The 22,107-nt window shown below is 40.3% G+C and carries 16 protein-coding genes; 6 read left to right on the forward strand and 10 right to left on the reverse strand.

The features are described from left to right. Positions 1 to 105 precede the first annotated feature (105 nt). On the reverse strand, positions 106 to 741 hold the full coding sequence (locus JFU56_RS02075; RefSeq protein ID WP_198435616.1) for a LysE family translocator: 636 nt from the start codon (positions 739 to 741) through the stop codon (positions 106 to 108). Positions 742 to 951: 210 nt separating this feature from the next. Between JFU56_RS02075 and JFU56_RS02080 the strand changes: the two genes are divergently transcribed. After that, positions 952 to 1,314 (forward strand): VOC family protein, encoded by a 363-nt coding sequence (locus JFU56_RS02080; RefSeq protein ID WP_198435617.1) that lies wholly within the window; start codon positions 952 to 954, stop codon positions 1,312 to 1,314. A 171-nt stretch (positions 1,315 to 1,485) separates the two neighbouring features. On the opposite strand, the gene JFU56_RS02085 is transcribed toward JFU56_RS02080, so the two are convergent. From JFU56_RS02085 to gyrA, 5 genes are all read right to left on the reverse strand, one after another. Beyond that, the gene (locus tag JFU56_RS02085; protein WP_198435618.1) at positions 1,486 to 2,043 is read right to left on the reverse strand and encodes a YbhB/YbcL family Raf kinase inhibitor-like protein; all 558 of its coding nucleotides are present in this window, start codon (positions 2,041 to 2,043) and stop codon (positions 1,486 to 1,488) included. 88 nt (positions 2,044 to 2,131) lie between these two features. Next, positions 2,132 to 2,935: a helix-turn-helix transcriptional regulator gene (locus JFU56_RS02090; protein ID WP_242065802.1), complete on the reverse strand. Its 804-nt coding sequence runs from the start codon at positions 2,933 to 2,935 to the stop codon at positions 2,132 to 2,134. A 96-nt stretch (positions 2,936 to 3,031) separates the two neighbouring features. Then, positions 3,032 to 3,376, reverse strand: coding sequence for a ribonuclease E inhibitor RraB (locus tag JFU56_RS02095; protein WP_198435619.1), 345 nt, complete (start codon positions 3,374 to 3,376; stop codon positions 3,032 to 3,034). Between the two features lie 223 nt (positions 3,377 to 3,599). Beyond that, the gene (locus JFU56_RS02100; RefSeq protein WP_198435620.1) at positions 3,600 to 4,025 is read right to left on the reverse strand and encodes a TerB family tellurite resistance protein; all 426 of its coding nucleotides are present in this window, start codon (positions 4,023 to 4,025) and stop codon (positions 3,600 to 3,602) included. Positions 4,026 to 4,245: 220 nt separating this feature from the next. Then, positions 4,246 to 6,945 carry a DNA topoisomerase (ATP-hydrolyzing) subunit A gene (gene gyrA, locus JFU56_RS02105; protein ID WP_198435621.1) on the reverse strand — a complete coding sequence of 900 codons (2,700 nt, stop codon included), beginning with the start codon at positions 6,943 to 6,945 and terminating at the stop codon, positions 4,246 to 4,248. Between the two features lie 260 nt (positions 6,946 to 7,205). Between gyrA and ubiG the strand changes: the two genes are divergently transcribed. The 5 genes from ubiG to JFU56_RS02130 all read left to right on the forward strand — a co-directional run bounded on the left by ubiG (position 7,206) and on the right by JFU56_RS02130 (position 13,450). After that, on the forward strand, positions 7,206 to 7,904 hold the full coding sequence (ubiG, locus tag JFU56_RS02110) for a bifunctional 2-polyprenyl-6-hydroxyphenol methylase/3-demethylubiquinol 3-O-methyltransferase UbiG (protein WP_019441880.1): 699 nt from the start codon (positions 7,206 to 7,208) through the stop codon (positions 7,902 to 7,904). A 655-nt stretch (positions 7,905 to 8,559) separates the two neighbouring features. Then, positions 8,560 to 10,833: a class 1a ribonucleoside-diphosphate reductase subunit alpha gene (gene nrdA, locus JFU56_RS02115; protein WP_198435622.1), complete on the forward strand. Its 2,274-nt coding sequence runs from the start codon at positions 8,560 to 8,562 to the stop codon at positions 10,831 to 10,833. Positions 10,834 to 10,924: 91 nt separating this feature from the next. After that, positions 10,925 to 12,055, forward strand: a complete 1,131-nt coding sequence (gene nrdB / locus JFU56_RS02120) for a class Ia ribonucleoside-diphosphate reductase subunit beta (protein ID WP_198435623.1) — start codon at positions 10,925 to 10,927, stop codon at positions 12,053 to 12,055. Next, positions 12,055 to 12,330: a class I ribonucleotide reductase maintenance protein YfaE gene (yfaE, locus tag JFU56_RS02125; RefSeq protein WP_198435624.1), complete on the forward strand. Its 276-nt coding sequence runs from the start codon at positions 12,055 to 12,057 to the stop codon at positions 12,328 to 12,330. The genes nrdB and yfaE overlap by 1 nt, the downstream gene beginning before the upstream one ends. A 277-nt stretch (positions 12,331 to 12,607) precedes the next feature. After that, complete coding sequence (locus JFU56_RS02130) at positions 12,608 to 13,450, forward strand: DUF692 family multinuclear iron-containing protein (protein ID WP_198435625.1); 843 nt, start codon at positions 12,608 to 12,610, stop codon at positions 13,448 to 13,450. Between the two features lie 103 nt (positions 13,451 to 13,553). Here JFU56_RS02130 and JFU56_RS02135 read toward each other — a convergent pair whose 3' ends face one another. Genes JFU56_RS02135 through JFU56_RS02150 form a run of 4 tightly spaced genes read right to left on the reverse strand, consistent with a single transcriptional unit; the run spans position 13,554 to position 22,059 of the window. Continuing rightward, positions 13,554 to 14,978, reverse strand: a complete 1,425-nt coding sequence (locus JFU56_RS02135) for a hypothetical protein (protein ID WP_198435626.1) — start codon at positions 14,976 to 14,978, stop codon at positions 13,554 to 13,556. Continuing rightward, positions 14,978 to 16,261, reverse strand: a complete 1,284-nt coding sequence (locus JFU56_RS02140) for a peptide synthetase (protein WP_198435627.1) — start codon at positions 16,259 to 16,261, stop codon at positions 14,978 to 14,980. Before JFU56_RS02140 ends, JFU56_RS02135 begins: the two co-directional genes overlap by 1 nt. Before the next feature lie 24 nt (positions 16,262 to 16,285). Then, positions 16,286 to 19,537 (reverse strand): efflux RND transporter permease subunit, encoded by a 3,252-nt coding sequence (locus tag JFU56_RS02145; RefSeq protein ID WP_198435628.1) that lies wholly within the window; start codon positions 19,535 to 19,537, stop codon positions 16,286 to 16,288. Beyond that, positions 19,534 to 22,059, reverse strand: a complete 2,526-nt coding sequence (locus JFU56_RS02150) for an efflux RND transporter periplasmic adaptor subunit (RefSeq protein ID WP_198435629.1) — start codon at positions 22,057 to 22,059, stop codon at positions 19,534 to 19,536. Before JFU56_RS02150 ends, JFU56_RS02145 begins: the two co-directional genes overlap by 4 nt. Positions 22,060 to 22,107: the final 48 nt, after the last annotated feature.

The following is a 22,107-nucleotide window of genomic DNA, read 5'->3' on the forward strand; positions in this document are numbered from 1 at the left end:
GAATAAGTTCTCCAATATGCCTCTACTCAATTTCATCTATTTGAATCAATTTAACTTTCTCTAGACTCTCCTTTGAGAGTAAATACCAAACTAATAAATTTGTTCTTATGTGCCGGAACTAACAGCTAGCTTGAGACCTAAAACAACAAACACAGTGCCAACAATCTTATCTAACAATACGCTTACTCGTTTATTACTTCTTACTTTAGTCGTTAATTTGGAGGCCAGTAACACATATATAACCTCAACAATAACGGCAACAGCAACAACTAACAAACCTAAATAAAGTAACTGCATAGGCACTGTACCCTGCCCATCACGGATGAATTGAGGTAAGAAAGCCATAAAAAATATAGCGACTTTTGGGTTTAGTATGTCAACTAATACCCCCTGCTTATATGCTTTCCAAGCAGATTCTTTAGGTGCTTCAGTTGGTGTGATATTGAGACTAGTGCCTGCTGAACGAAATGATTGATATGCGAGATATAATAAATAACCAACACCAACGTATTTTACGATGGTAAAAGCAAGGGAAGATGAGGCCAGTATTGCAGATAAGCCAAGCGATGCAGAGGCAACATGGAAAAGAGCACCACTACAAACTCCAAGAGCAGACGCGATACCAACCCTTTTTCCGTTAGCGATTGTCTTGGTCAATATATATAAAAGATCAGGACCAGGTGCAATATTAAGTGCTAAAGCTGTAGAGAGGAACAATAACCAAAAATTAAAATCAGACACGAAAAATCCTTATTTCGATAAATACAAAAGAGACATAACACTGACATTCACGCATATCCTGTTGATCTAAAGATAATATGTAGCGTGCCTCTACTCAATTTACAGTACGGGAACTCTTTCACAAATTCAAGGTGTCTGTGCATTTCAATATATTAGTATAGAAAACCACTGTATACTTAAACACCCCTAAGCCAAACAAAGAAATTACATATGTTTACTATTGATTCTATCGTTCTTTATGTTGAAGACATTAACCGTAGCAAAGACTTTTACGCTGATATTTTCAACTGTGAACCACAGGTATTATCGCCTACTTTCGTTGCATTAGAGTTTGCGGCGAATGTCACTATCACGCTTAAACAATCTGCCGATTTAACGCCTGCGAGTAGCATTACAGGCGGTGGTACTGAACTCTCAATGCCTGTAGCGGATAAGACTACATTTGATGAATTATACCAATCATGGTGTACAAAAGGCGTTAAGTTTGCACAAACACCTGCGGAACTTATTTTTGGATTCAATTTTGTTGCTTTAGACCCCGACAGTCATCGTATCCGCGTTTTCACAAAATAATGTCGCTAGCTGTTACTCGAATATAGTATTAATAGCACTGTATATGAATAGCGTTAACAAGTTAAAAAAAGCCTATCACTCTAAAAGTGGCAGGCTTTGAATTTAGCTTGCTGAGAGTGAAGAGTAAGTGCCAATGGCTCGTATCTTACTCTTCACTCATGATTTATTTGGCTAGTCACGTTTGTACAAAGCTTCAATCGTACTTGATTCGATAGTGTTTCCATTTATCATGTAACCCGCCAACGCGCCGGAAGCATCTTCTGGTAACGCAAGTTTTTCAACGGAAAGTGCATGTATCGTAAAACGATAGTGATGAACACCATGACCTTCTGGTGGGCATACGCCACCAAAACCTCTGCTACCATAATCATTTTGTATTTGTGTACTACCTGATGGTGCACGATTAGTTTTGGTGTTCCCTGCATCAGCCGGTATTTCAGTCACTGTCACCGGTATGTTGACGACTTGCCAATGCCACCAACCACTGCCTGTAGGCGCATCGGGATCATAAGCTGTGATAGCAAAACTTTTTGTACCTTTCGGTGCATTTGTCCATTTAAGGTGTGGTGATACATCTCCGCCTGAACAACCAAACCCATTAAATTCCTGTGTTTTAGACATAAATTGTCCTTGGGCAATATCCTGGCTAGATAGTGTAAAAGAACCTGCAAATACAGAAGCAGAAACAGTGAGTGATAAAACGGAAAGAAGCTTAAGTGTATAACGCATGATAACCCTTATTCGTGTGTTTGATTGAATACATATATTAGCCTTTTCTTTATGCTTGCTATAGTCTCAAAACAGTCACACTTTCGCCCTAATCCGCCATTTTAGTTTTTCTAAGTTCAGAGGGGGTTAATCCAAATCGGCCCTTAAAACGATCTGTAAATCGTGATTGAGAGTGATAACCACACTTTTCGGCAATCAGAACTATAGATTGACGCGTGGTTTGCAATAAATGCAAACCGAGACCAAGTCTTGCTTGATCCTTAATCTCTTGCACACTTGTGCCTTCCACTTTTAGTTTTCGGCGTAACGTCGATTCACTCATGGCAAGTTGTTCACAAATGTCTTTAATAGATAATTGATAACAATTTTGCTCAGAGAACATATCATGCAATCTATGCCCTATTTCGGGATTCCCTACCATAGATAAAATCTCGCTATGGCCCATGTGGCACAACAGCTCTATGATTTCTCGTTTTCGTAACGACCACAACTGTTTCGGTGCCCACTGCGTACTTTCAACAAATTGCTGTAGACATTTTTCTAAAGCCAGCGTTGTTTTACCAATACAATAATCTTGTTTATTTAATGTATTGGTCTGAAGGCCATTAAAATCTTGATAATCAAACTCGATTAACAATGCACAATACGCTTTATCTTTTGGTATGTTTCGCATATTTATCGCTGGACGATTAGATAAAAAGATAAAATCGCCAGTATGACAGACCAATTCGTTATCCTTACCTAGTGTTTTATTTCCGCTAAGCACAACCATCAATAATGGTTTCATAATAGGGACATTAAGTAAATGTTGCTCTTTGATGGAGGAGTATATAGCAAAAGGCAGGTCGTGCTTTTCGTTGATTTCCTTTTGAATTGCACTAAAAAGATTCACGATTATGTCCTATAGATACAAAGCCAAGTGGTTTTATTATACGATGTTACCCTGTTGATATATTGAGGACCAGCTGCACGGCCCTCAGCTTATATGTTATGCGTGGCCTAAACCAACGGCCCACGAATCACACCAACCACCATATTGTTTCATCTGGCTTGTTACCGTTTTCTGAGTACTCACAATGAATTCATGATCGATTTTGCTTACAACATAAAACTGAACATGACCGAACAGATCGCCATTGTTTATATCGTCGTCTTCAGGTTCGATCATTTCACAGTTTGGATATAGTTTTTGAATTGCTTCTTGCTCATTATCAGTAAGAGGCCAATGCTTAAAATCTATATTAAATTCAACTTCGGTTTCATTATCGAAATTGAAACCATTTTCTTCTAGACTGCGCATTACATCGCCGTCAATATCGTTTGGAAAGTTCATTGTATTCCTCATTTTCACACAGCACTACAAATAGCAGTGGTTAGATTTTTATTATATTTTATGGCCATTATTTTAGCAAAACTGTATTTAGAAAATAGATTTGAGAGAACTAACACAACGAACTAAGCGCTAGGAACTAAGCCGTTTAATCGACTACCACGAGATATAGCGTGAACTTAGGTGAATAGCGATCATAGGTAATGGGAGAATAAAAGGTTTATAGCTAAGTACAGTCTTCACGAACACCTAATATTTTAGCAAAACGAGTTTTCAATCTCTTTTCAAAAGAGACAAACTCATTGTCTGCCCAAACAATTTCATCCATAATTCTTAACATACCTTCTCTTTCTTCTACTGATATGTTTTGTTTAAGATATTCAGCAAAAGAGTCTTGAGATAAATTGTATTCTGCAACGTTTGTCGCTTTTTCAATTAATACATACGATTCATCCAGCGTTATCTGAAAGTAACTGCACAATTTGTTTTTTATATACTTATGTTCATCATTACAGAAGTGATTATCTATACATGCCAAATCGACAAGTATGACAGCTAGACTCATTCTGATCTCTTCGCTGTATATTACTTTACTTCCGAAAACATTATTAATTTGAGCTTTAATATCACCAATGACACTCCTGATATCCATCATTTCTCCTTAAATCCATAGTTAATATTATCGCTATCTAACTGAGTATATTGGCATAAATAAAAATGACAAGCGAGACAATACGATTTACGACAAGCCACGCATTAATAATAAAAAGATGGATATTACATCACTTAGTGAAGTAAAAAAAAGGCCTGTTACTCTAGGAGTAACAGGCCTTATGAAGTTAATCTAGCTCAGTACTTACGTACTAGCCTAATTACTCTTCAGTAGCTTCTTCTGCGCTGTCAGCAGCATCAGTTGGAGTAGCTGGAGCTTCTGCATTTTCTGCATCAACAACAACTGCGTTCTCGTCTTCTTCAACTTCATCGATACGCTGTAAACCCACAACTAGCTCATCTTCACCAGTACGGATTAGACGAACGCCTTGTGTGTTACGGCCAACCATAGATACTTCAGAAGCACGTGTTCTAACTAGTGTGCCACCGTTTGTAATAAGCATTAGCTCATCACCATCAAGTACCTGTGTTGCGCCAACAACTTTACCGTTACGCTCACTTACTTTAATTGAAACAACACCCTTAGTACCACGACTCTTCGCAGGGTATTCTTCAAGTGCAGTACGCTTACCGTAACCGTTTTCAGTTGCCGTTAAGATTGCGCCATCATTCTTAGGTACGATTAGAGAAACAACTTTTTGTTCGCCCTCTAATTTAATACCGCGAACACCAGTCGCTGTACGACCCATAGGACGCACACCTTTGAACTTGATTTCAGGTTTGCCATTCTCATCAAGAACAGGGTTACCTTCTTCGTCAAGCACAGCCGTTTCTTCAAACTCGCAGAAACGTACTACTTTACCTTCATCAGAGAACAACATAATGTCGTTAGTACCATCAGTGATATCAACACCAATTAGTTCATTCCCTTCATTCAGGTTAACAGCGATGATACCGCCAGCACGAGGCTTGCTGTATGCACTTAATGCTGTTTTCTTCACTGTACCGTTAGCTGTTGCCATGAAGACAAATTTGTCATCTTCAAACTCAGACACAGGTAGGATCGCAGTAATACGCTCACCTTCTTCCAGTGGTAGTAAGTTAACAATTGGCTTACCACGGGCTTGACGACTAGCTAGCGGTAATTGATATACCTTCATCCAGTACAAGCGACCACGGCTTGAGAAGCAAAGAATATGATCATGTGTATTAGCAACTAGCAGACGTTCGATGAAATCTTCTTCTTTCATCTTCGTAGCTGATTTACCTTTACCACCACGACGCTGAGCTTCGTAATCAGTAAGAGGCTGATACTTAACATAACCTTCGTGAGACAGTGTTACTACAACATCTTCACGTTCGATTAAGTCTTCTAAGTTAATATCAGCGCTGCTTGCAGAAATCTCTGTACGACGTTCGTCACCGAATGCATCTTTTGAAGCTTGCAGCTCTTCAGTGATCACTTCTAGTAAACGCGTTGGCGTATTCAAGATGTATAGTAATTCTGCAATAGCGTCGAGTAATTCTTTGTATTCATTAAGAATCTTCTCGTGCTCTAGACCTGTTAGTTTGTGTAAACGTAAGTCTAGAATTGCTTGTGCTTGTATTTCAGTTAAGAAATACGAACCTTCACGAATACCATACTCAGCTTCTAACCATTCAGGACGTGCAGCATCATCACCAGCACGCTCTAACATTGCAGCGACATCACCTAACTGCCAGCCGCGGCTGATCAAGGCTTGTTTTGCTTCTGCAGATGTAGGCGATTGCTTAATTAAGGCAATGATTTCATCAATATTTGCTAGTGCAATCGCTAACGACTCAAGGATATGAGCACGTTCACGGGCTTTACGCAGTTCAAATACAGTACGACGTGTAACAACTTCACGACGGTGGCGTAAGAACGCATCTAGCATTTCTTTTAATGTAAAGATTTTTGGTTGTTTGTCGATCAATGCAACCATGTTGATACCAAACACAACTTGCATTTGCGTTTGCGCGTAAAGATTGTTTAATACAACTTCACCAACGGCGTCACGCTTAACTTCAACAACCATACGCATACCATCTTTATCAGATTCGTCGCGTAAAGCACTGATGCCTTCAATCTTTTTATCTTTTACAAACTCAGCAATACGTTCAATCAAACGCGCTTTGTTTACTTGGTATGGTAATTCGTGAACAACGATGGTTTCTCTACCACGTTCGTTAACTTCAATATCTGCGCGGGCACGGATATGAATTTTACCACGACCAGTACGGTAAGCTTGCTCGATGCCAGCTTTACCATTAATGATACCGTGTGTTGGGAAATCAGGTCCAGGGATGTATTCCATCAATTCTTCTAGACTTAAGTCTGGATTTTGAATTAATGCTAAACAACCGTTAATAACCTCATTTAAACTATGAGGTGGGATATTAGTTGCCATACCTACGGCAATACCAGACGAACCATTAACCAATAGGTTAGGGATACGCGTTGGCATAACTTCCGGAATGAATTCAGTGCCATCATAGTTAGCTACGTAATCAACCGTTTCCTTGTCTAAATCTGCAAGTAATTCATGCGCAATTTTTGACATTCTGATTTCGGTATAACGCATTGCTGCTGCAGAGTCACCGTCAACAGAACCGAAGTTACCTTGACCATCAACCAACATGTAGCGCAAAGAGAAAGGCTGCGCCATACGTACAATAGTGTCATAAACAGCTGTATCACCGTGTGGGTGATATTTACCGATCACATCACCAACAACACGTGCTGATTTTTTGTATGGTTTGTTCCAGTCATTCTTCAATTCGTTCATCGCGAATAAAACGCGGCGGTGAACTGGCTTTAAACCATCACGAACATCAGGAAGAGCACGACCTACGATTACGCTCATTGCGTAATCTAAATAAGAATTTTTTAATTCTTCTTCAATATTGATAGGTGTGATTTCTGTGGCTAAATTACTCATATAAGCCTTTACCCCTAAGTTTTAAATTACTTTTTATTTATATTTTTTAGAGATTCATTCTAGCATAATATTTACCAGCAAATACAATATATAAGAAAATTAACTCGGTTGGACGAATTTTTATTAACAGCCCCGCAAATTATTTATTCACTGACCCATAAATAATACTTCTGAAATCATTTTCTCGTTATATACTGTGCCCATATTTTATTTTTCGCCCTATTCTTTTTCACCTTATTAACGTATCAAGAAGACTTTGTATGAATGTAGATAAACAGGAAATCGCTAAATTTGAAGCCATGGCTAGTCGTTGGTGGGATCCAGCAGGTGACTTCAAGCCATTACATCAAATAAATCCATTACGCTTAGACTACATTGATGAGCGCAGTGGCGGCCTATTCGGTAAAAGAGTACTTGATGTCGGCTGTGGTGGCGGTATCTTAACGGAAAGTATGGCTCGCCGCGGTGCACAAGCATTAGGCGTTGATATGGGTAAAGAACCCCTCAACGTGGCTAAATTGCACGCACTTGAAACCGGTACGGATGTTGAATACCGTCAAGTGTTAATCGAAGAACTAGCCGAAGAACAGCCAAACAGCTTTGATGTGATCACTTGTATGGAAATGCTAGAGCATGTGCCAGATCCAGGTTCTGTAATTAATGCCTGTATGCGCTTAGTTAAACCAGGTGGCCATGTATTCTTCTCGACTATTAACCGTAATTTAAAATCATACTTATTTATGATTGTTGGTGCAGAGAAAATTATGAAGATGATGCCGAACGGTACGCATGATCATAAGAAATTTATCCGTCCTTCTGAACTGCTACATTGGGTTGACCAATCAGGCTTATATTGTCACCACATGACAGGTCTGCATTACATTCCAGTCGTTGACCAGTTCAAGCTTGGCGAGAATGTCGACGTTAACTATATGCTGCACACACAGCTTATCGATTAATATCGTATATATTCACCTAACAGCACCTTGTTGTTAGGTGGATAGTTACCTTACGTTCTGCTCTTCTATTTAATTTCCCCTCTATTATATTTAGTGCCACTAATAAATATAGTTCGAAGAGATTCCCCCTAATCAACACTGTACTGATAGATCCTGCACTACATAGATACAGTCCTATAAACGTTACACATTCAGCAATTCTCTACATTTTCACACCAGTCCCCATCATCTACTTTGTAGGTAATATGAAACTACTTGCGTATAAAATGACGTAATTGTTGGGAATAACGACCACCTATAAAATTTCCTCTATATTACTTGCATGGTAGTTTTCTAAACGAATTAGCTGTAAATATAATCAAATTATTTGATGATCTTCACACAACTGTGGCAACTCTTTTTTTTCTTTTTTTTTTCACTTTAACTGTTGATTTTTGCTAACCGTAATTGATCACTGAGGCCAGAATGTAAGTCGCTACTAACTCACTAAATTATCCACATGTTATTCCGTTTACTGCCACTTGCCAAAAGTCATTTATGCCTCTATCTTGTATGCATAAATAAACGGTAACACTACATCTTGTGTATTAACAAGAATATCAATACTAGTGTTAGTGGCAACATTCTTAACATTGTTTTAAGGTTAGTCAGCTAAATGAATAAGAATTTACTAGTTACAAAACGCAGCGGTAAACAAGAAACGATCGATCTTGAAAAGATCCATCGCGTGATCAAATGGGCAGCTAAAGGGTTAGATAATGTATCTGTCTCATTGGTTGAGTTGAAATCTCATATCCAGTTTTATGATGGTATTCGTACTGAAGATATACATGAAACCATGATCAAAGCTGCGGCTGATTTAATTAGTGAAGAGGCGCCGGATTACCAATATCTTGCTGCCCGTTTAGCCGTCTTCCATTTACGTAAAAAAGCTTATGGTAAATTTGAGCCACCTGCGCTTTATGACCACGTAAGAATCAATGTTGATGCTCAGCGTTATGATGCACATCTACTTGCTGATTATACTATTGAAGAATTTAAAGAAATGGAGACGTTTGTTGATCACTGGCGTGACATGAACTTCTCTTACGGTGCGATTAAACAGCTAGAAGGTAAATACCTACTACAAAACCGTGTTTCTGGTGAAATCTTCGAAAGCCCACAGTTCTTATATATCTTAGTTGCAGCAAGCTTGTTTGCGACTTACGATAAATCAGTTCGTATGGATTACATTCGTCGTTTCTACGAAGCAACATCAAGCTTTAAGATCTCACTACCAACACCAATTATGGCTGGTGTACGTACGCCTACTCGTCAATTCAGCTCATGTGTATTGATCGAGTGTGACGATAGCCTTGATTCAATCAATGCTGTCTCTAATTCTATTGTTAAATATGTATCGCAACGTGCAGGTATTGGTATCAATGCCGGTCGTATTCGTGCATTAGGTAGTTCAATCCGTGGTGGTGAAGCCTTCCACACAGGTTGTATTCCATTCTACAAACACTTCCAGACAGCGGTTAAATCTTGCTCTCAGGGTGGCGTTCGTGGTGGTGCGGCAACATTATTCTATCCGCTATGGCATTTAGAAGTTGAATCACTGTTAGTACTTAAAAATAACCGTGGTGTTGAAGAGAACCGTGTACGTCACCTTGATTACGGCGTACAGATTAACCGTTTAATGTACCAACGTTTAATTGATAACAAAGACATTAGCTTATTCAGCCCATCTGATGTTGATGGTTTGTATGATGCATTCTTCCAAGACCAGGATGAATTTGAACGTCTATACACGCTTTATGAGCAAGACCCATCAATTCGTAAGCAAACGATTAAAGCGAGCGAACTGTTCGGCTTAGTGATGCAAGAACGTGCAAGTACAGGTCGTATCTACATCCAACACGTAGATCATTGTAATACACACAGCCCATTCAACCCGGCTGTCGCACCAGTAAGACAAAGTAATTTGTGTCTTGAAATTGCCTTACCAACAAAACCAATGCAACACCCAGGTGATGAAGAAGGCGAGATCGCACTTTGTACACTGTCTGCATTTAACCTTGGTGCAATTAAAGACTTAAACGAATTAGAAAACCTTGCTGACTTAGCAGTACGTGCACTTGATAGCTTACTTGATTACCAAGACTACCCAATGCCAGCGGCTGAAAAATCAACCATGGCACGTCGTTCGTTAGGTATAGGTGTAATTAACTACGCATACTACCTAGCTAAAAACGGTGTAAAATACTCAGACGGTAGCGCAAATAACTTAACGCACAGAACATTTGAAGCAATTCAATTCTATCTATTGAAAGCATCAATGAACTTGTCGAAAGAGCAAGGCCCATGTTTAGCATTTAACGAAACTACTTATTCACAAGGTATCTTACCAATTGATACTTATAAGTCAGCGTTAGATGAGATTTGTGATGAAGAATTGCACCTAGATTGGGAAACATTACGTGGCGAGATCCAAGAACACGGCTTACGTAACTCAACGCTAACAGCATTGATGCCATCAGAAACATCAAGCCAGATTTCAAATGCGACAAACGGTATTGAACCACCACGTGGTTTAATCAGTATTAAAGCAAGTAAAGACGGTATCTTGAAACAAGTTGTGCCTGATTACGAAAATCTACGTGATAACTACGAGCTACTTTGGAACATTCCAAATAACACTGGTTATTTACAACTTGTTGGTTTGATGCAAAAATTTGTCGACCAAGCTATTTCATCAAATACTAACTATGATCCACAACGTTTTCCAGGCCAAAAAGTGCCAATGACAACGCTGTTAACGGACTTGATGCTAGCGTATAAGTACGGCTTAAAAACGCTTTACTACCATAACACACGTGATGGCGCATCTGACGTAGATGTAGTTAAAGAAGACGAAGGTTGTGAAGGCGGCGCATGTAAGATCTAAACGATCGCATTACACTCACCGAATTAACCCCCCCTTTTCATTTGGCAGCTTATTAGGCTGCCAAATTTTATGTATAAAACAGAGATGACCAATGAGCTACACTACTTTTAGCCAAACTAAGAATGATCAATTAAAAGAACCAATGTTTTTCGGACAACCCGTAAACGTGGCTCGTTATGATCAACAAAAACATGAAATTTTTGAAAAGCTGATTGAACGTCAGTTATCATTTTTTTGGCGACCAGAAGAAGTAGATGTAAGTAAAGACCGCATTGATTATCAACAACTATCAGATCACGAAAAGCACATTTTCATCAGTAATCTAAAATACCAAACGTTATTAGACAGTATTCAAGGTCGCTCTCCTAACGTTGCTTTTTTACCACTGGTTTCATTACCAGAAGTAGAAACATGGATTGAAACATGGTCATTCAGTGAAACGATTCACTCTCGCTCATACACTCACATCATTCGTAACATCGTGAATGATCCTGCAGAAGTGTTCGATGATATTGTAGCGAATGAAGAAATCCTGAAGCGTGCTAAAGATATTGCTGGTTACTACGATGACTTAATCAATGCAACTCAACTACTACATCAATTTGGTGAAGGTACGCATGTGATTAATGGCGAAACAATCGTCATTAAACAGCGAGATGTGAAAAAGAAATTATATCTAGCAATGGTATCAGTAAACGTACTTGAAGCTGTGCGTTTCTATGTTAGTTTTGCTTGTTCTTTCGCTTTCGCTGAACGTGAATTAATGGAAGGTAATGCTAAAATTATCAAGCTTATTGCACGTGATGAAGCATTACATTTAACGAGTACACAGCACATTCTAAACTTGATGGCTGACGGTAAAGATGATCCTGAGATGCAAGAGATCTCAATGGAATGTTTCCAAGAAACACAGCAAATCTTTATTGATGCAGCACAACAAGAAAAAGAATGGGCAGAATACTTATTCAAAGATGGTTCTATGATTGGTTTGAATAAAGACATTCTTTGTGATTATGTTGAATACATTACTAATACACGTATGGCTGCCGTTGGTTTACCAACAGCGTTTGAAGTGAAAAGCAATCCACTACCATGGATCAACGCTTGGTTAGTATCTGATAACGTACAGGTTGCACCACAAGAATCAGAAATCAGTTCATACTTAGTGGGCCAGATTAATGCTGAAATCAACCATGAAGACATCGGTACATTCGTTCTATAATGTCGAAGATACTAAGAACAGAGTCCGGGGACTATCAGGTTTTACCACAAGATAGCTCCCTACTTGATACGCTTGAGCGCACTGGTCATGAAATTGAATACCAGTGTCGTCAAGGCTACTGTGGCGCTTGTCGAACAACGATCACATCAGGGTCTGTTACCTATACGAACGAACCATTAGCAGCTGTAGCACCAGATTCTATATTACCTTGCTGCTGCAAAGCTAATGGGGATATTACACTTGCGGTTATCGCGACCACAACGGTTGCAGCATAATATACTTAGCAGTTGTAAATTACCCCGTATTAGCACCTATAAAACATCAAGCCTTAACGTGAACAACCACGTTAGGGCTTTTTTATATCGTGATCAAACGTTGATTTTTTCATCCCTTATTATTCAATACTCAATAGCTTACAAGATTGGGTGTGATTTACTTTGCAAAACCATAAAACCTTACCCATACTCCTTTCAATAAGCTATAAGCATTTATATATAGCGTACAAGAACTTCCACAACCTATAAGTTCCACCCCTTAAAATAGGACAACTTTATGTTAGATGATTTAGTTGGCATCGGAATGCGTCCAGCACATTATGAGCAACTCACCAATAAACATGTCGATATTGGCTGGCTCGAAGTGCACAGTGAGAATCACTTCGAGATTAATTCTGAAGCGACTTATTATTTAGATAAAGCCAGTGAACGCTATCCAATCAGTTTACACGGTGTGGGCTTAGCCCTCTCTTCTAACGAATTACTTGATCCTTTGCATGTGCATAATATTAAAAAACTTATCGACCGCTATAAGCCATTTTCAGTATCAGAGCACTTGGGTTGGAGTTCCATCGCAGGTCAACATTATAGTGATATGTCACCCATACCCTACACTGAAGAAAACTTAAAACATGTGATAGCCCGTGTTGATCAAGTTCAGCACATTTTAGGGCAAGCTATCGCGATCGAAAATCCAGCTTGTTATAGTGAACACAAAAATAATACGTTAACTGAAGCTGCCTTTTTGATTGAGCTACAAGCTGCGACTAACTGTACATTATTGCTTGATATCAATAATGTACATATCAGTAGTCACCAGCTCGAGTTCAATCCTTACGATTACTTAGCGTCAATACCCAACCATATTGTCAGCGAGCTACACCTCTCTGGTAGCAATAAACTGTTACAAAACAATAGAATTACATTTGACCAAGAGCATGGCCAAAAAGTAACTCCAGAAGTATGGCAACTGTTTGAATATTACTTGCAGCATTGCAACACTATCCCAACCTTAATTGAGTGGGACACAAACATACCAAGGCTCAGCGAACTTTTGCGTGAAGCATATACGGCTCAAAAAATGATCGTTAAATCACAGCGTTTTAAAAATGCCTGTTAATCTGTTTACACGTTAGCAAGAGCGCATTTCAGCCCCTATGGCCATAGATAATATAGATAACTAAAACACAGGCACTAAACTGAGTCGTTAAAACCGAAAGATACTAGAATCCAGCAATGACTAGGTTTACCATGATTTGCTGATAAAAATCTGCTGACGAACCTCCGTACACATCAAGTTCCTGCTCACTCGTTTGGGGGCCATACAAGCTGTCATTACGACCCGAAAAAAACATATGATGATAGCCACTACCCAATGCAGAACCAGACATCATTTTCACATGTTTTTTTACATTATTTTTTACATATTCTGTTGTCGCCTGTAGCAAAGGTGCCTGCAACGCTTGTGATGTCACCGTCGCATAACCGTCATGCGGTCCTTCCAGTAACGCCACTAAATCTGATATAAAACCAGACTGACCCCAATCTTTATTCCAGCGGTGGATTTGCGCAGCGTAGCTATAATAAGGAATTGCGTTAGATAACTCTTGTACTGCTGGCATATTAACATGCCAATTATTCTCGTTTAACCCTGCGGCATTGCGTAATAAATCCCAGCTTTGCTCCCAATTTACCCATGGATATGCAACCCCTGTCATGTACTTTTTAGTCAATACAAGATTAGATGCTAAAAATTGCTGGTATATATCAGCCTCGGTTTGCACCTGTAGCTGATTTTCGGAAAGCACATAGTCGTTGTTATTATTCCGCCATAACCCCGTCATTAACTGGCTTTTACCAAGCTGCCAAATAAGGTTATTACGGTAATCATGCCATTGCCAATTTCTCGATAAATGCCGCTGCGCATACATTGTATTAAGAAATACACTGGCCGACCAACTACCTTTATTCTCCCCAACCACGGTCACAAGTGCAGCTACCTTACTCGCCATCAGCTCATTGCTGGAGTTAGGCTCAATCATGCTACTCGTGACTAACTCACCGTCACTCACAGATAATTGCGTCAACATTCTTGCATCCTGGCTGCCTTGAGACATACCAACAATGATCACCTTATCTGCACCTGTGTTATCTAAAGCCTGTAAAACGGTATTACGTAATGACTTAGCACGAACCAATGATGAAGCAAATGCAGGGTTGTCTGCGATAAACACCTCATTACCACAACCTTGTGATAATCGCTGTACGATCTCTTGACTGAAATAACGATAATAACCACTGACATCGCGCTGTAAACTCGGTTCAAAAAGGTTCAGATCACGCGGCGGTAGATGGAGTTCATCATCCGGTACCCGCCAGCTTAAGCAATCTTGATCTTGACCGTCGTCATCCCATTCCCATTGCTGGCAGTACTTTTCCGGGACTAAACTGTCACACTCTTCGCTCGGTGCTGATTGACATAACGCCTTCATCCCCCAATGATGTGTTAGCACCACAGGATAACTCACCTTGCACTGTTCAGCGGCTTGTACGGATGATAAACAGAATACACTCAAGCCTAAAAGCGTTAATTTATGCATTTTACTTTTCACAATGCCAATCACAATCCCTGTCATTATACCAGCCATTAACTTGCCTGCTTAATAGGGTGTTCTTGGTTTGCTATATGAATAGAGGACTCTATGCTCTCTTCATGCCCATAACAAATACCATGACATATTTGCGATAAGGCATGCTCGGCACGGCCGTTACTGCTGAGTTGATGTGGGATGCGTAAAATAACTTCAACAGAGTCTTTATTACCTGCTAAAACCAAAAAAAGTGCCGTGGTATTAAAATACGGAGGAATAAAAAATACACTCGTGCAATTGAAACCAGCAGCGCTATATTCATCCACTTTAAGAAAACCGAGATTAGAAATAATACCTGAAGTACGATATTGCCCTGTTTCTTGGCGCTTTAATGCCAGTTTATCATTGAACTTTTTCAACCACGTTAGCGGAACCCAATTTAGTGCGTTGAGTGTCGGAATACCGGCAAACTGCGGCATTCTTGCATGCTCTAGATCTGCTATTTTAAGCTTGATTTGTTTAGTCCAGTCAGCTGTCGTGCTCACCGGAGATACTTGCATTAATAGCCCGCCAGTCAAATTACCCGTAGAGACAATGTCAGAATCATGCATGCGTAAATCAACAGGTAATTGGATCCGCACAGGCGAGTCAGAATAAAGATTGGCTAACTTAGCAACACTGATACCAGCATTGGCTAGTACCTGCTTATAACTGCCGGGTAAAGTGCGGCGCTGCCAAGATGAACCAAAGTCTCGTCCAAGCGGTACACCAGTGGGAGCCGCAACAGTATCACTCACTTTTTCACCCGGTAGTGAGGTCACTGACTTAGCAAGATCAACATCACGTACAAAGCTATTGTCACCTTGCAATGTCAGCTGTCGTAATGCACGTAACACTTCATCTGCAAATGTTTTAGTACCGCGTCCATCCATCACGGCATGGTGCGTTCTAAATATAATATGGTGCTTACCACTCACTTCACCGATGATCAATAATACTTCACACCCCGTACTGGTTTTTACATCTAACGGGCGATTTAAGAATGGCGCGGCCTCATCACTCATGCCATCCCAATTTAAGCCGCGGATCACTTCCAGCTGTGTCGTTACTCCGGCGTCAGACCAATGGCTAAAACCAAGTTTACCTGATAGTCTAAATCGTGTGCCCTGTAAAGACTCTGAAGCTTGAGTAACGGCTTTTTTCCAGGCTGCGATATCAATATCGCCTTGCCCTTCCAACACCATCTGATTCACAACACAGGTCGCCGTTTCTTCGGCATTAAAATCATCACAGCTAATATAAAAACGCTCTGTTGGTGAAAGTTTACGTTTAAACGTCATCGTTCCTCCTTGAACTTAAGACGGTTATGCTGCGTTATCTGCAGCAGGATTATCAGGTAACTCGTTCATTTTATTTTCATTAAAACCTTGGCTGTTTAACCTTGGCGTTTTAAACACAGATGTAGCTAATGTATTAGCTACATCTTGGATCAATAAATACACAGCTGGTACTAGGAGTAAGCTAACAAGTGTTGCGAATAGCACTCCAAAAGCGAGCGATATGGCCATTGGGATCAAAAATTGTGCCTGTAAGCTCGTTTCACTCATGATCGGTACTAAACCGATAAATGTGGTTAATGATGTCAGAATAATAGGACGGAATCGACGTACGCCTGCACTTGCGATAGCGGTTTCGAGTGACTCGCCTTTAGCACGTTTTTCATTAATATAGTCAATCAGCACCAAATTGTCATTGACCACGATACCACTCACCGCAACCATACCAATAAAAGACCATAAGGTTACATCAACGCCCAATAATAAATGCCCTAACAAAGAACCAACCAAACCAAAGGGGATCGCAAACATCACCAATAATGGTTGTGTATAAGAGCTAAATAAAATAGCCATCACTAAATACATCGCAATTAACGCCAGTAAATAGCTGCTTGTTAAAATATCAACAAACTCGACAATACTCTTCTGCTTACCGGCTTTCGACCACTTAACTGCCGTCGTATCTGTTAATTGCTGTAAGAACCCAGATTCTAGATCAGCAATCACCGCTTTCGTGCTGTTTTTCCCTGGGTCGACAAATGCAGATACAGAAATAACGCGATTACGTTCATAGCGTTTAATATTATGATCTGCCGATTGATAGCTCACATCAGCAATAGTAAACAATGGCACGCCTTCACCACTGGGCAGTTGAATATGCATATTTTCTAAATGCCATAACGAACTAGTTGCCGTTTTGGGATAGCGAACCTGTACTTTAACTTCATCTTCACCACGTGGCATACTCAAGACTTCAACACCTAAATAAGCCTGCTGAACCTGCTGACCTAATGCGCTTAGTGTCAGTCCCATATCACGGGCGACAGGTTTTAATGCTAATTGAACTTGCCTTGAACTACGTTGCTGCGAGTCTTGAATATCATACACCCCTTCAAACCGAGCCATCACTTGCTTTAATGCCTCAGCTTGCAGTGCAAGGTCGTCTAAGTCTCGGCTCGACAATTCAATATTTATATCAGCACTTGGCGGGGTAAGGTCGGATACAAAGCTTAATTCAATACTATCTTCAAGTTCACCTACACCGTCACGCCAGCGTCTAATAATGTCATTACCTGACATAATGCGATCGTTGGATACCGATAATTCCAAATAAACCCTGCCAATATGATCATCAGCCGCCGCTTGCGACTCACGTGAATATTTACTTATTGGTGCGACAACAGAGTACACGTGAGCAATAGCAGAAATACCCTGCTCGTCAACGAGTTCTTGCTGTAACTGTAAGGCTTCGTGTTCAATTTTTAATAATGCTAATTTGGTTTTCTGTGGATTACTGCCTTCTGCAAACGTAACATTGGCATAAGCTATATCCCCTTCAATGGCTGAAAATAAAACGGTTCTTAACCAGCCGCTGGAAAGTAAAGTTAAAGAGATAAAAAATAACCCGATAAAGCCAAGTATATAACTCCAGCGCCAACGTAATACATGGCCAAGGAAAGGTTTATATTGATGAATAACAAACCTTTCCAACGCGGCTGAAAATCGACTTTGTATCCCCTCTAACACCTCACGAAGCAGTGCCACTTTATTTTTAGTTGCTTGGGTTCCGCCTGGTAACCTCGTTTGCTGCGATGAGGGCTGAGAGTCATGACTTAAATGAGCAGGTAAAATAAATAAAGATTCAAACAACGAAAACAATAAAGTGGTAATAACGACCACAGGAATAACCTGCATCAACTTACCTTCAGGACCTGGTAAAAAGAGCAGCGGCATAAAGGCAATGACACTAGTGATAATGGCAAAGGTGATTGGTTTAGCCACTTTATAAGCACCCTCAATCGCCCCTTCAACCCCTTTATTACTCGTTGCTTGCTCGGTGTAAATACTTTCCCCCACAACAATCGCATCATCAACGACTATCCCAAGCACCAATAAAAAAGCAAACAGGGAAATAATATTAATCGAACCATCAAAAACCGGTAACAGCCAAAAAGCGCCCATAAATGAAATAGGGATCCCCAAACTTACCCAAAATGATAAACGCCAATTTAAAAACAGCAGTAAAATAACAAATAACAGACATAGACCGCTAAACACGTTACCAACCAATAAATCGATACGGCTCATGAACAATTTAGAATCGTCTTGCCAGACATACAAACTAACCCCTTCTGGCAGATAGGTTTTTGGCGTCTGCACATACTTATTTATCGCATCAGCAACATCAATAATATTCTGATCACCAACACGGTATACATCTAAAGATACAGCCCGCTCACCATCAAGTTGCGCCATGGTGCCTTCATCACGAAAACCGTCGTTAATCGTGGCTATATCACTGAGTAAGATCCGCCCACCATCTTCATTCGCTTGCAGGATGATACTGGCAAAGTCATCAGCACTTTCAATTTGACCTAAGGTTTGGATCAGTATATCGCCCTGCTCTGTGGCTAAACTCCCACCGGGTAAGTCTAGCGCAGTGGCTTTTAATGTATTCACCACATCTTCAAATTTTAAATTGTATTGTGCCAAACTGTCTTCAGATAAAGCGATACTGATCTCGTAAGGTCGCGAATTTTGCAGTTCTATCACCGAAATGACAGGCTCTTCTAACAGATCCAAGCGGATATTTTCAGCCAAACGTTTTAGTGTCCACTCATCTCCAGCGCCTGAAATAATCAGTTTAGCCACTCGATAGCGTTCAATTAATTCACTGATAACAGGCTTAGCCACTTCATCAGGAAATGAATTGATACTTTCAATCCTTGACTTAACTTCATCCAATACAGCTTTGATATTATAACCATCAGCAATATCAATGGTGGTATAACAAGAACCAGAACTAGCGAATGAGGTTAAATCCAGTGTCCCTGCAATATCATAAACAACAGCTTCAATGCGGGTGCAGACAGCAGCCTCGACTTCTCGCGGTGCCGCACCTGGATATAATGTCGAGATCGCAATACGCTCTAATGACACGCCTGGAATTAATTCTTTCCGTGTGTCGGGTAACGCTAAACAGCCAAGCGCAATGATCACCATCATAATCAAATTGGCAGCGACTCGATTATAGGCAAACCAAGAAATTAATGCCTTCATGATCGCGCCTCACTCGATTTGGTCACTCGGCTTAGGGCACTTTCTAAATCGCGGTCTAGATCTAAATCTAATTGGATAACGTTCAACTTCATGCCATCAACGGCAACATCAAGTGGAGTTAATATTAGTTTATCGCCAGCATTCAAACCACCAATGATATATACCTGATCTTTACCTTGATGAAGAACATCCACGGCCACAATACTAAGACGTTGCTCGGGATCCAGCAGCCATACCTTATTATCATTACGCAACGCTAAACGCGGGATAATCACAACTTGCTCAAACTCACGACCAGCAATCTCGGCCGTAACAAATCGCCCTGGTTGTAGATACAAAGGTTGCTCCGGATCGTTTAATACCTCAGCAACCACGTACTGCAATCGATTTTCGGCTAAACCACCTTCAGTCCCCGTTATCAGCCCTTGCCATTGATATTTTTTATCATTCACACTGACAGAGAGCGTGACTCTCGGATTTTGTCCTGCCGTTGTATCCACAGCCGTCACCGTTTTTTGATCATGTGAGTATGCGGAGACTTTAAAGGGCAAATTCATTAAGGTTAAATATTTATCTGCAACAGGAAGTCGCACATGCATTTTATCTAGCGAATATATTTCGCCAATGATTTCACCTGAGTTAACTAACTGGCCTTGGCCTACATTTACTGCTTTAACGCGACCAGAAAACGGGGCTTTAATCACAGTACGATCTACTTTGATATTAGCTAAACGTAAATCAGCCTCAGCCGCCTTAACCCGGCTTTTCGCATCATTAATTTGTGGTATGTGGCGAGCAAAACGAGTCGCTTTACTAGACACCCCACGTCGTGCCACGTGGGCTTTCGCTTTAGCCTCAGCTAAATGTAATAGCGCACCGTCAACGGCCTGCTGCTTTTTGATCACTTCAAGTTGATAAGCTTCGTCATCCATCGATAGCAGCACATCACCAGCATTAAAATAGCCTCCCGCGGTGAAAGTATCTGCAATAGACTTAACGCGTGCAGTCACTTCAGAATTAAGGCTAATTTGCGTTTTAGCGGCAACAATACCGCGGCTAAAAATAGGGATAATCGCATTATCAAAAACCACATCCATATAACGAACAGATGGGAAACGGTTAATTTCTGGGTTAACTTGGCTTTGCGGTCGAATGACTGATAACAATGTCATGCAGGTCAAAGTAAATGCCATAATCGAAAGCGGGATTGATACTTTTTTATGGCGAATAAATAATAACTGCCCTTGTTGCCAGTATGGTAATAACGTGTCTTTAGCTTGCTGTATGCCTTTTTCTATTTTAGGTAGTAGAAACTGTTTTAACTTGCTAGGTTTACTTTGTTTTTTTGACTTGGTTTTTGACTTAGCCTCTAGCTTAGTTTTTAATTTAGCCTCTAACTTAACAACAGCTGATTCATCAGTGCTTTCATTTACATTCGCTTTTTCACCTATATTAGCAACAGCATGAGTTTCCATATTAACTCTGGCTGCCGCACTCGCCGCCGTTTCTTCTGGAACCAGTAAATTACCTTGCAGTAAATGCAGTTTCCAACACTGCATCACGGATTCCGTTATGGTGATATCTTCAGCAATATACGGGTGTAATTTCAACCCCAAAGACAATTGTCCATGCCACAGTAAAATACCTGTCGATACTGGATAATTTTTAGTGCCAATACCACAGCACACCCACAACTCATCTGGATTTACAGGGGGATTATTATCATCTTTAAGTGGCCAGTTACCTAAAAAACTAAATGAACCAGCGTAAAATTGGCGTTCACTAACATATTCATAAATACGACGTATGCCTTTCTCACCAATAACTTTACCGATGTGGGCCTGCCACCAAAGCTGCCAATGACTTTTGGCTTTGATTTGTTGCTTAATCTGAAACTGGATATCGCGCGGTGCCATCGTATTGTTAAGTAAGATATTAATCCCTGATGAGCAATTACCTGTTTCAGGGACATGAGGAAGAGCACCACGTAAATTAACTGGGTAGAGCCAGTAATAGTCTTGTTGTGACGCGAGAAGTTGCTCCGCCACAGCTCTGTTTAATGCCCAAAATAGGTAAATATTCAGCGCGACACGATGTTTTTTCGCTAACTTTTTAATCTCAAGTGTTTCAACTTTACTGAAATATCTATTAACAATCGGTGCGTCATTGCTGTATTGAGTATTAGCTAGATTTGTCGTCGCATAATCTGGAAATGTGGCTTTCCAACGAATGTTTTTAGGCACGTTAGACTTACCACCAGCAAAAAGCATTTTAACTTGTTGCCAATGAGATGGCGCACTTTTGTCCGCGATTTTTGGCAAGTCAAGGCACGGGTAATCATGCTCACGTAAGATCGTAGTAAGTCCACCAAGACCGTCCATCTCGCTGTGGGAAAATTCAAACCAATTAATGTCATCTGCGCTTTTATTTAGCAAGCCAACATTCATTCGGTCACCGATCCCAAAGGCTTTACGTGCCTGGAACCACATTGCTATATAATCTTTATTTTGGCTACTGCTCATCGGTTAGCTTCCTTGTTAACCAAACTGACGACCTCGAATAAATCGAAA

This window comes from Moritella sp. F3, from assembly GCF_015082335.1.
GTDB lineage: Bacteria > Pseudomonadota > Gammaproteobacteria > Enterobacterales > Moritellaceae > Moritella.

Coding starts and splice junctions, on each gene's coding strand:
- gyrA (WP_198435621.1), bottom strand. CDS start 6,945: ATGAGTAATTTAGCCACAGAAATCACACCTATCAATATTGAAGAAGAA.
- JFU56_RS02150 (WP_198435629.1), bottom strand. CDS start 22,059: ATGAGCAGTAGCCAAAATAAAGATTATATAGCAATGTGGTTCCAGGCA.
- JFU56_RS02100 (WP_198435620.1), bottom strand. CDS start 4,025: ATGGATATCAGGAGTGTCATTGGTGATATTAAAGCTCAAATTAATAAT.
- nrdA (WP_198435622.1), top strand. CDS start 8,560: ATGAATAAGAATTTACTAGTTACAAAACGCAGCGGTAAACAAGAAACG.
- JFU56_RS02140 (WP_198435627.1), bottom strand. CDS start 16,261: ATGACGTTTAAACGTAAACTTTCACCAACAGAGCGTTTTTATATTAGC.
- nrdB (WP_198435623.1), top strand. CDS start 10,925: ATGAGCTACACTACTTTTAGCCAAACTAAGAATGATCAATTAAAAGAA.
- yfaE (WP_198435624.1), top strand. CDS start 12,055: ATGTCGAAGATACTAAGAACAGAGTCCGGGGACTATCAGGTTTTACCA.
- JFU56_RS02130 (WP_198435625.1), top strand. CDS start 12,608: ATGTTAGATGATTTAGTTGGCATCGGAATGCGTCCAGCACATTATGAG.
- JFU56_RS02145 (WP_198435628.1), bottom strand. CDS start 19,537: ATGAAGGCATTAATTTCTTGGTTTGCCTATAATCGAGTCGCTGCCAAT.
- ubiG (WP_019441880.1), top strand. CDS start 7,206: ATGAATGTAGATAAACAGGAAATCGCTAAATTTGAAGCCATGGCTAGT.
- JFU56_RS02135 (WP_198435626.1), bottom strand. CDS start 14,978: ATGGCTGGTATAATGACAGGGATTGTGATTGGCATTGTGAAAAGTAAA.
- JFU56_RS02085 (WP_198435618.1), bottom strand. CDS start 2,043: ATGCGTTATACACTTAAGCTTCTTTCCGTTTTATCACTCACTGTTTCT.
- JFU56_RS02080 (WP_198435617.1), top strand. CDS start 952: ATGTTTACTATTGATTCTATCGTTCTTTATGTTGAAGACATTAACCGT.
- JFU56_RS02095 (WP_198435619.1), bottom strand. CDS start 3,376: ATGAACTTTCCAAACGATATTGACGGCGATGTAATGCGCAGTCTAGAA.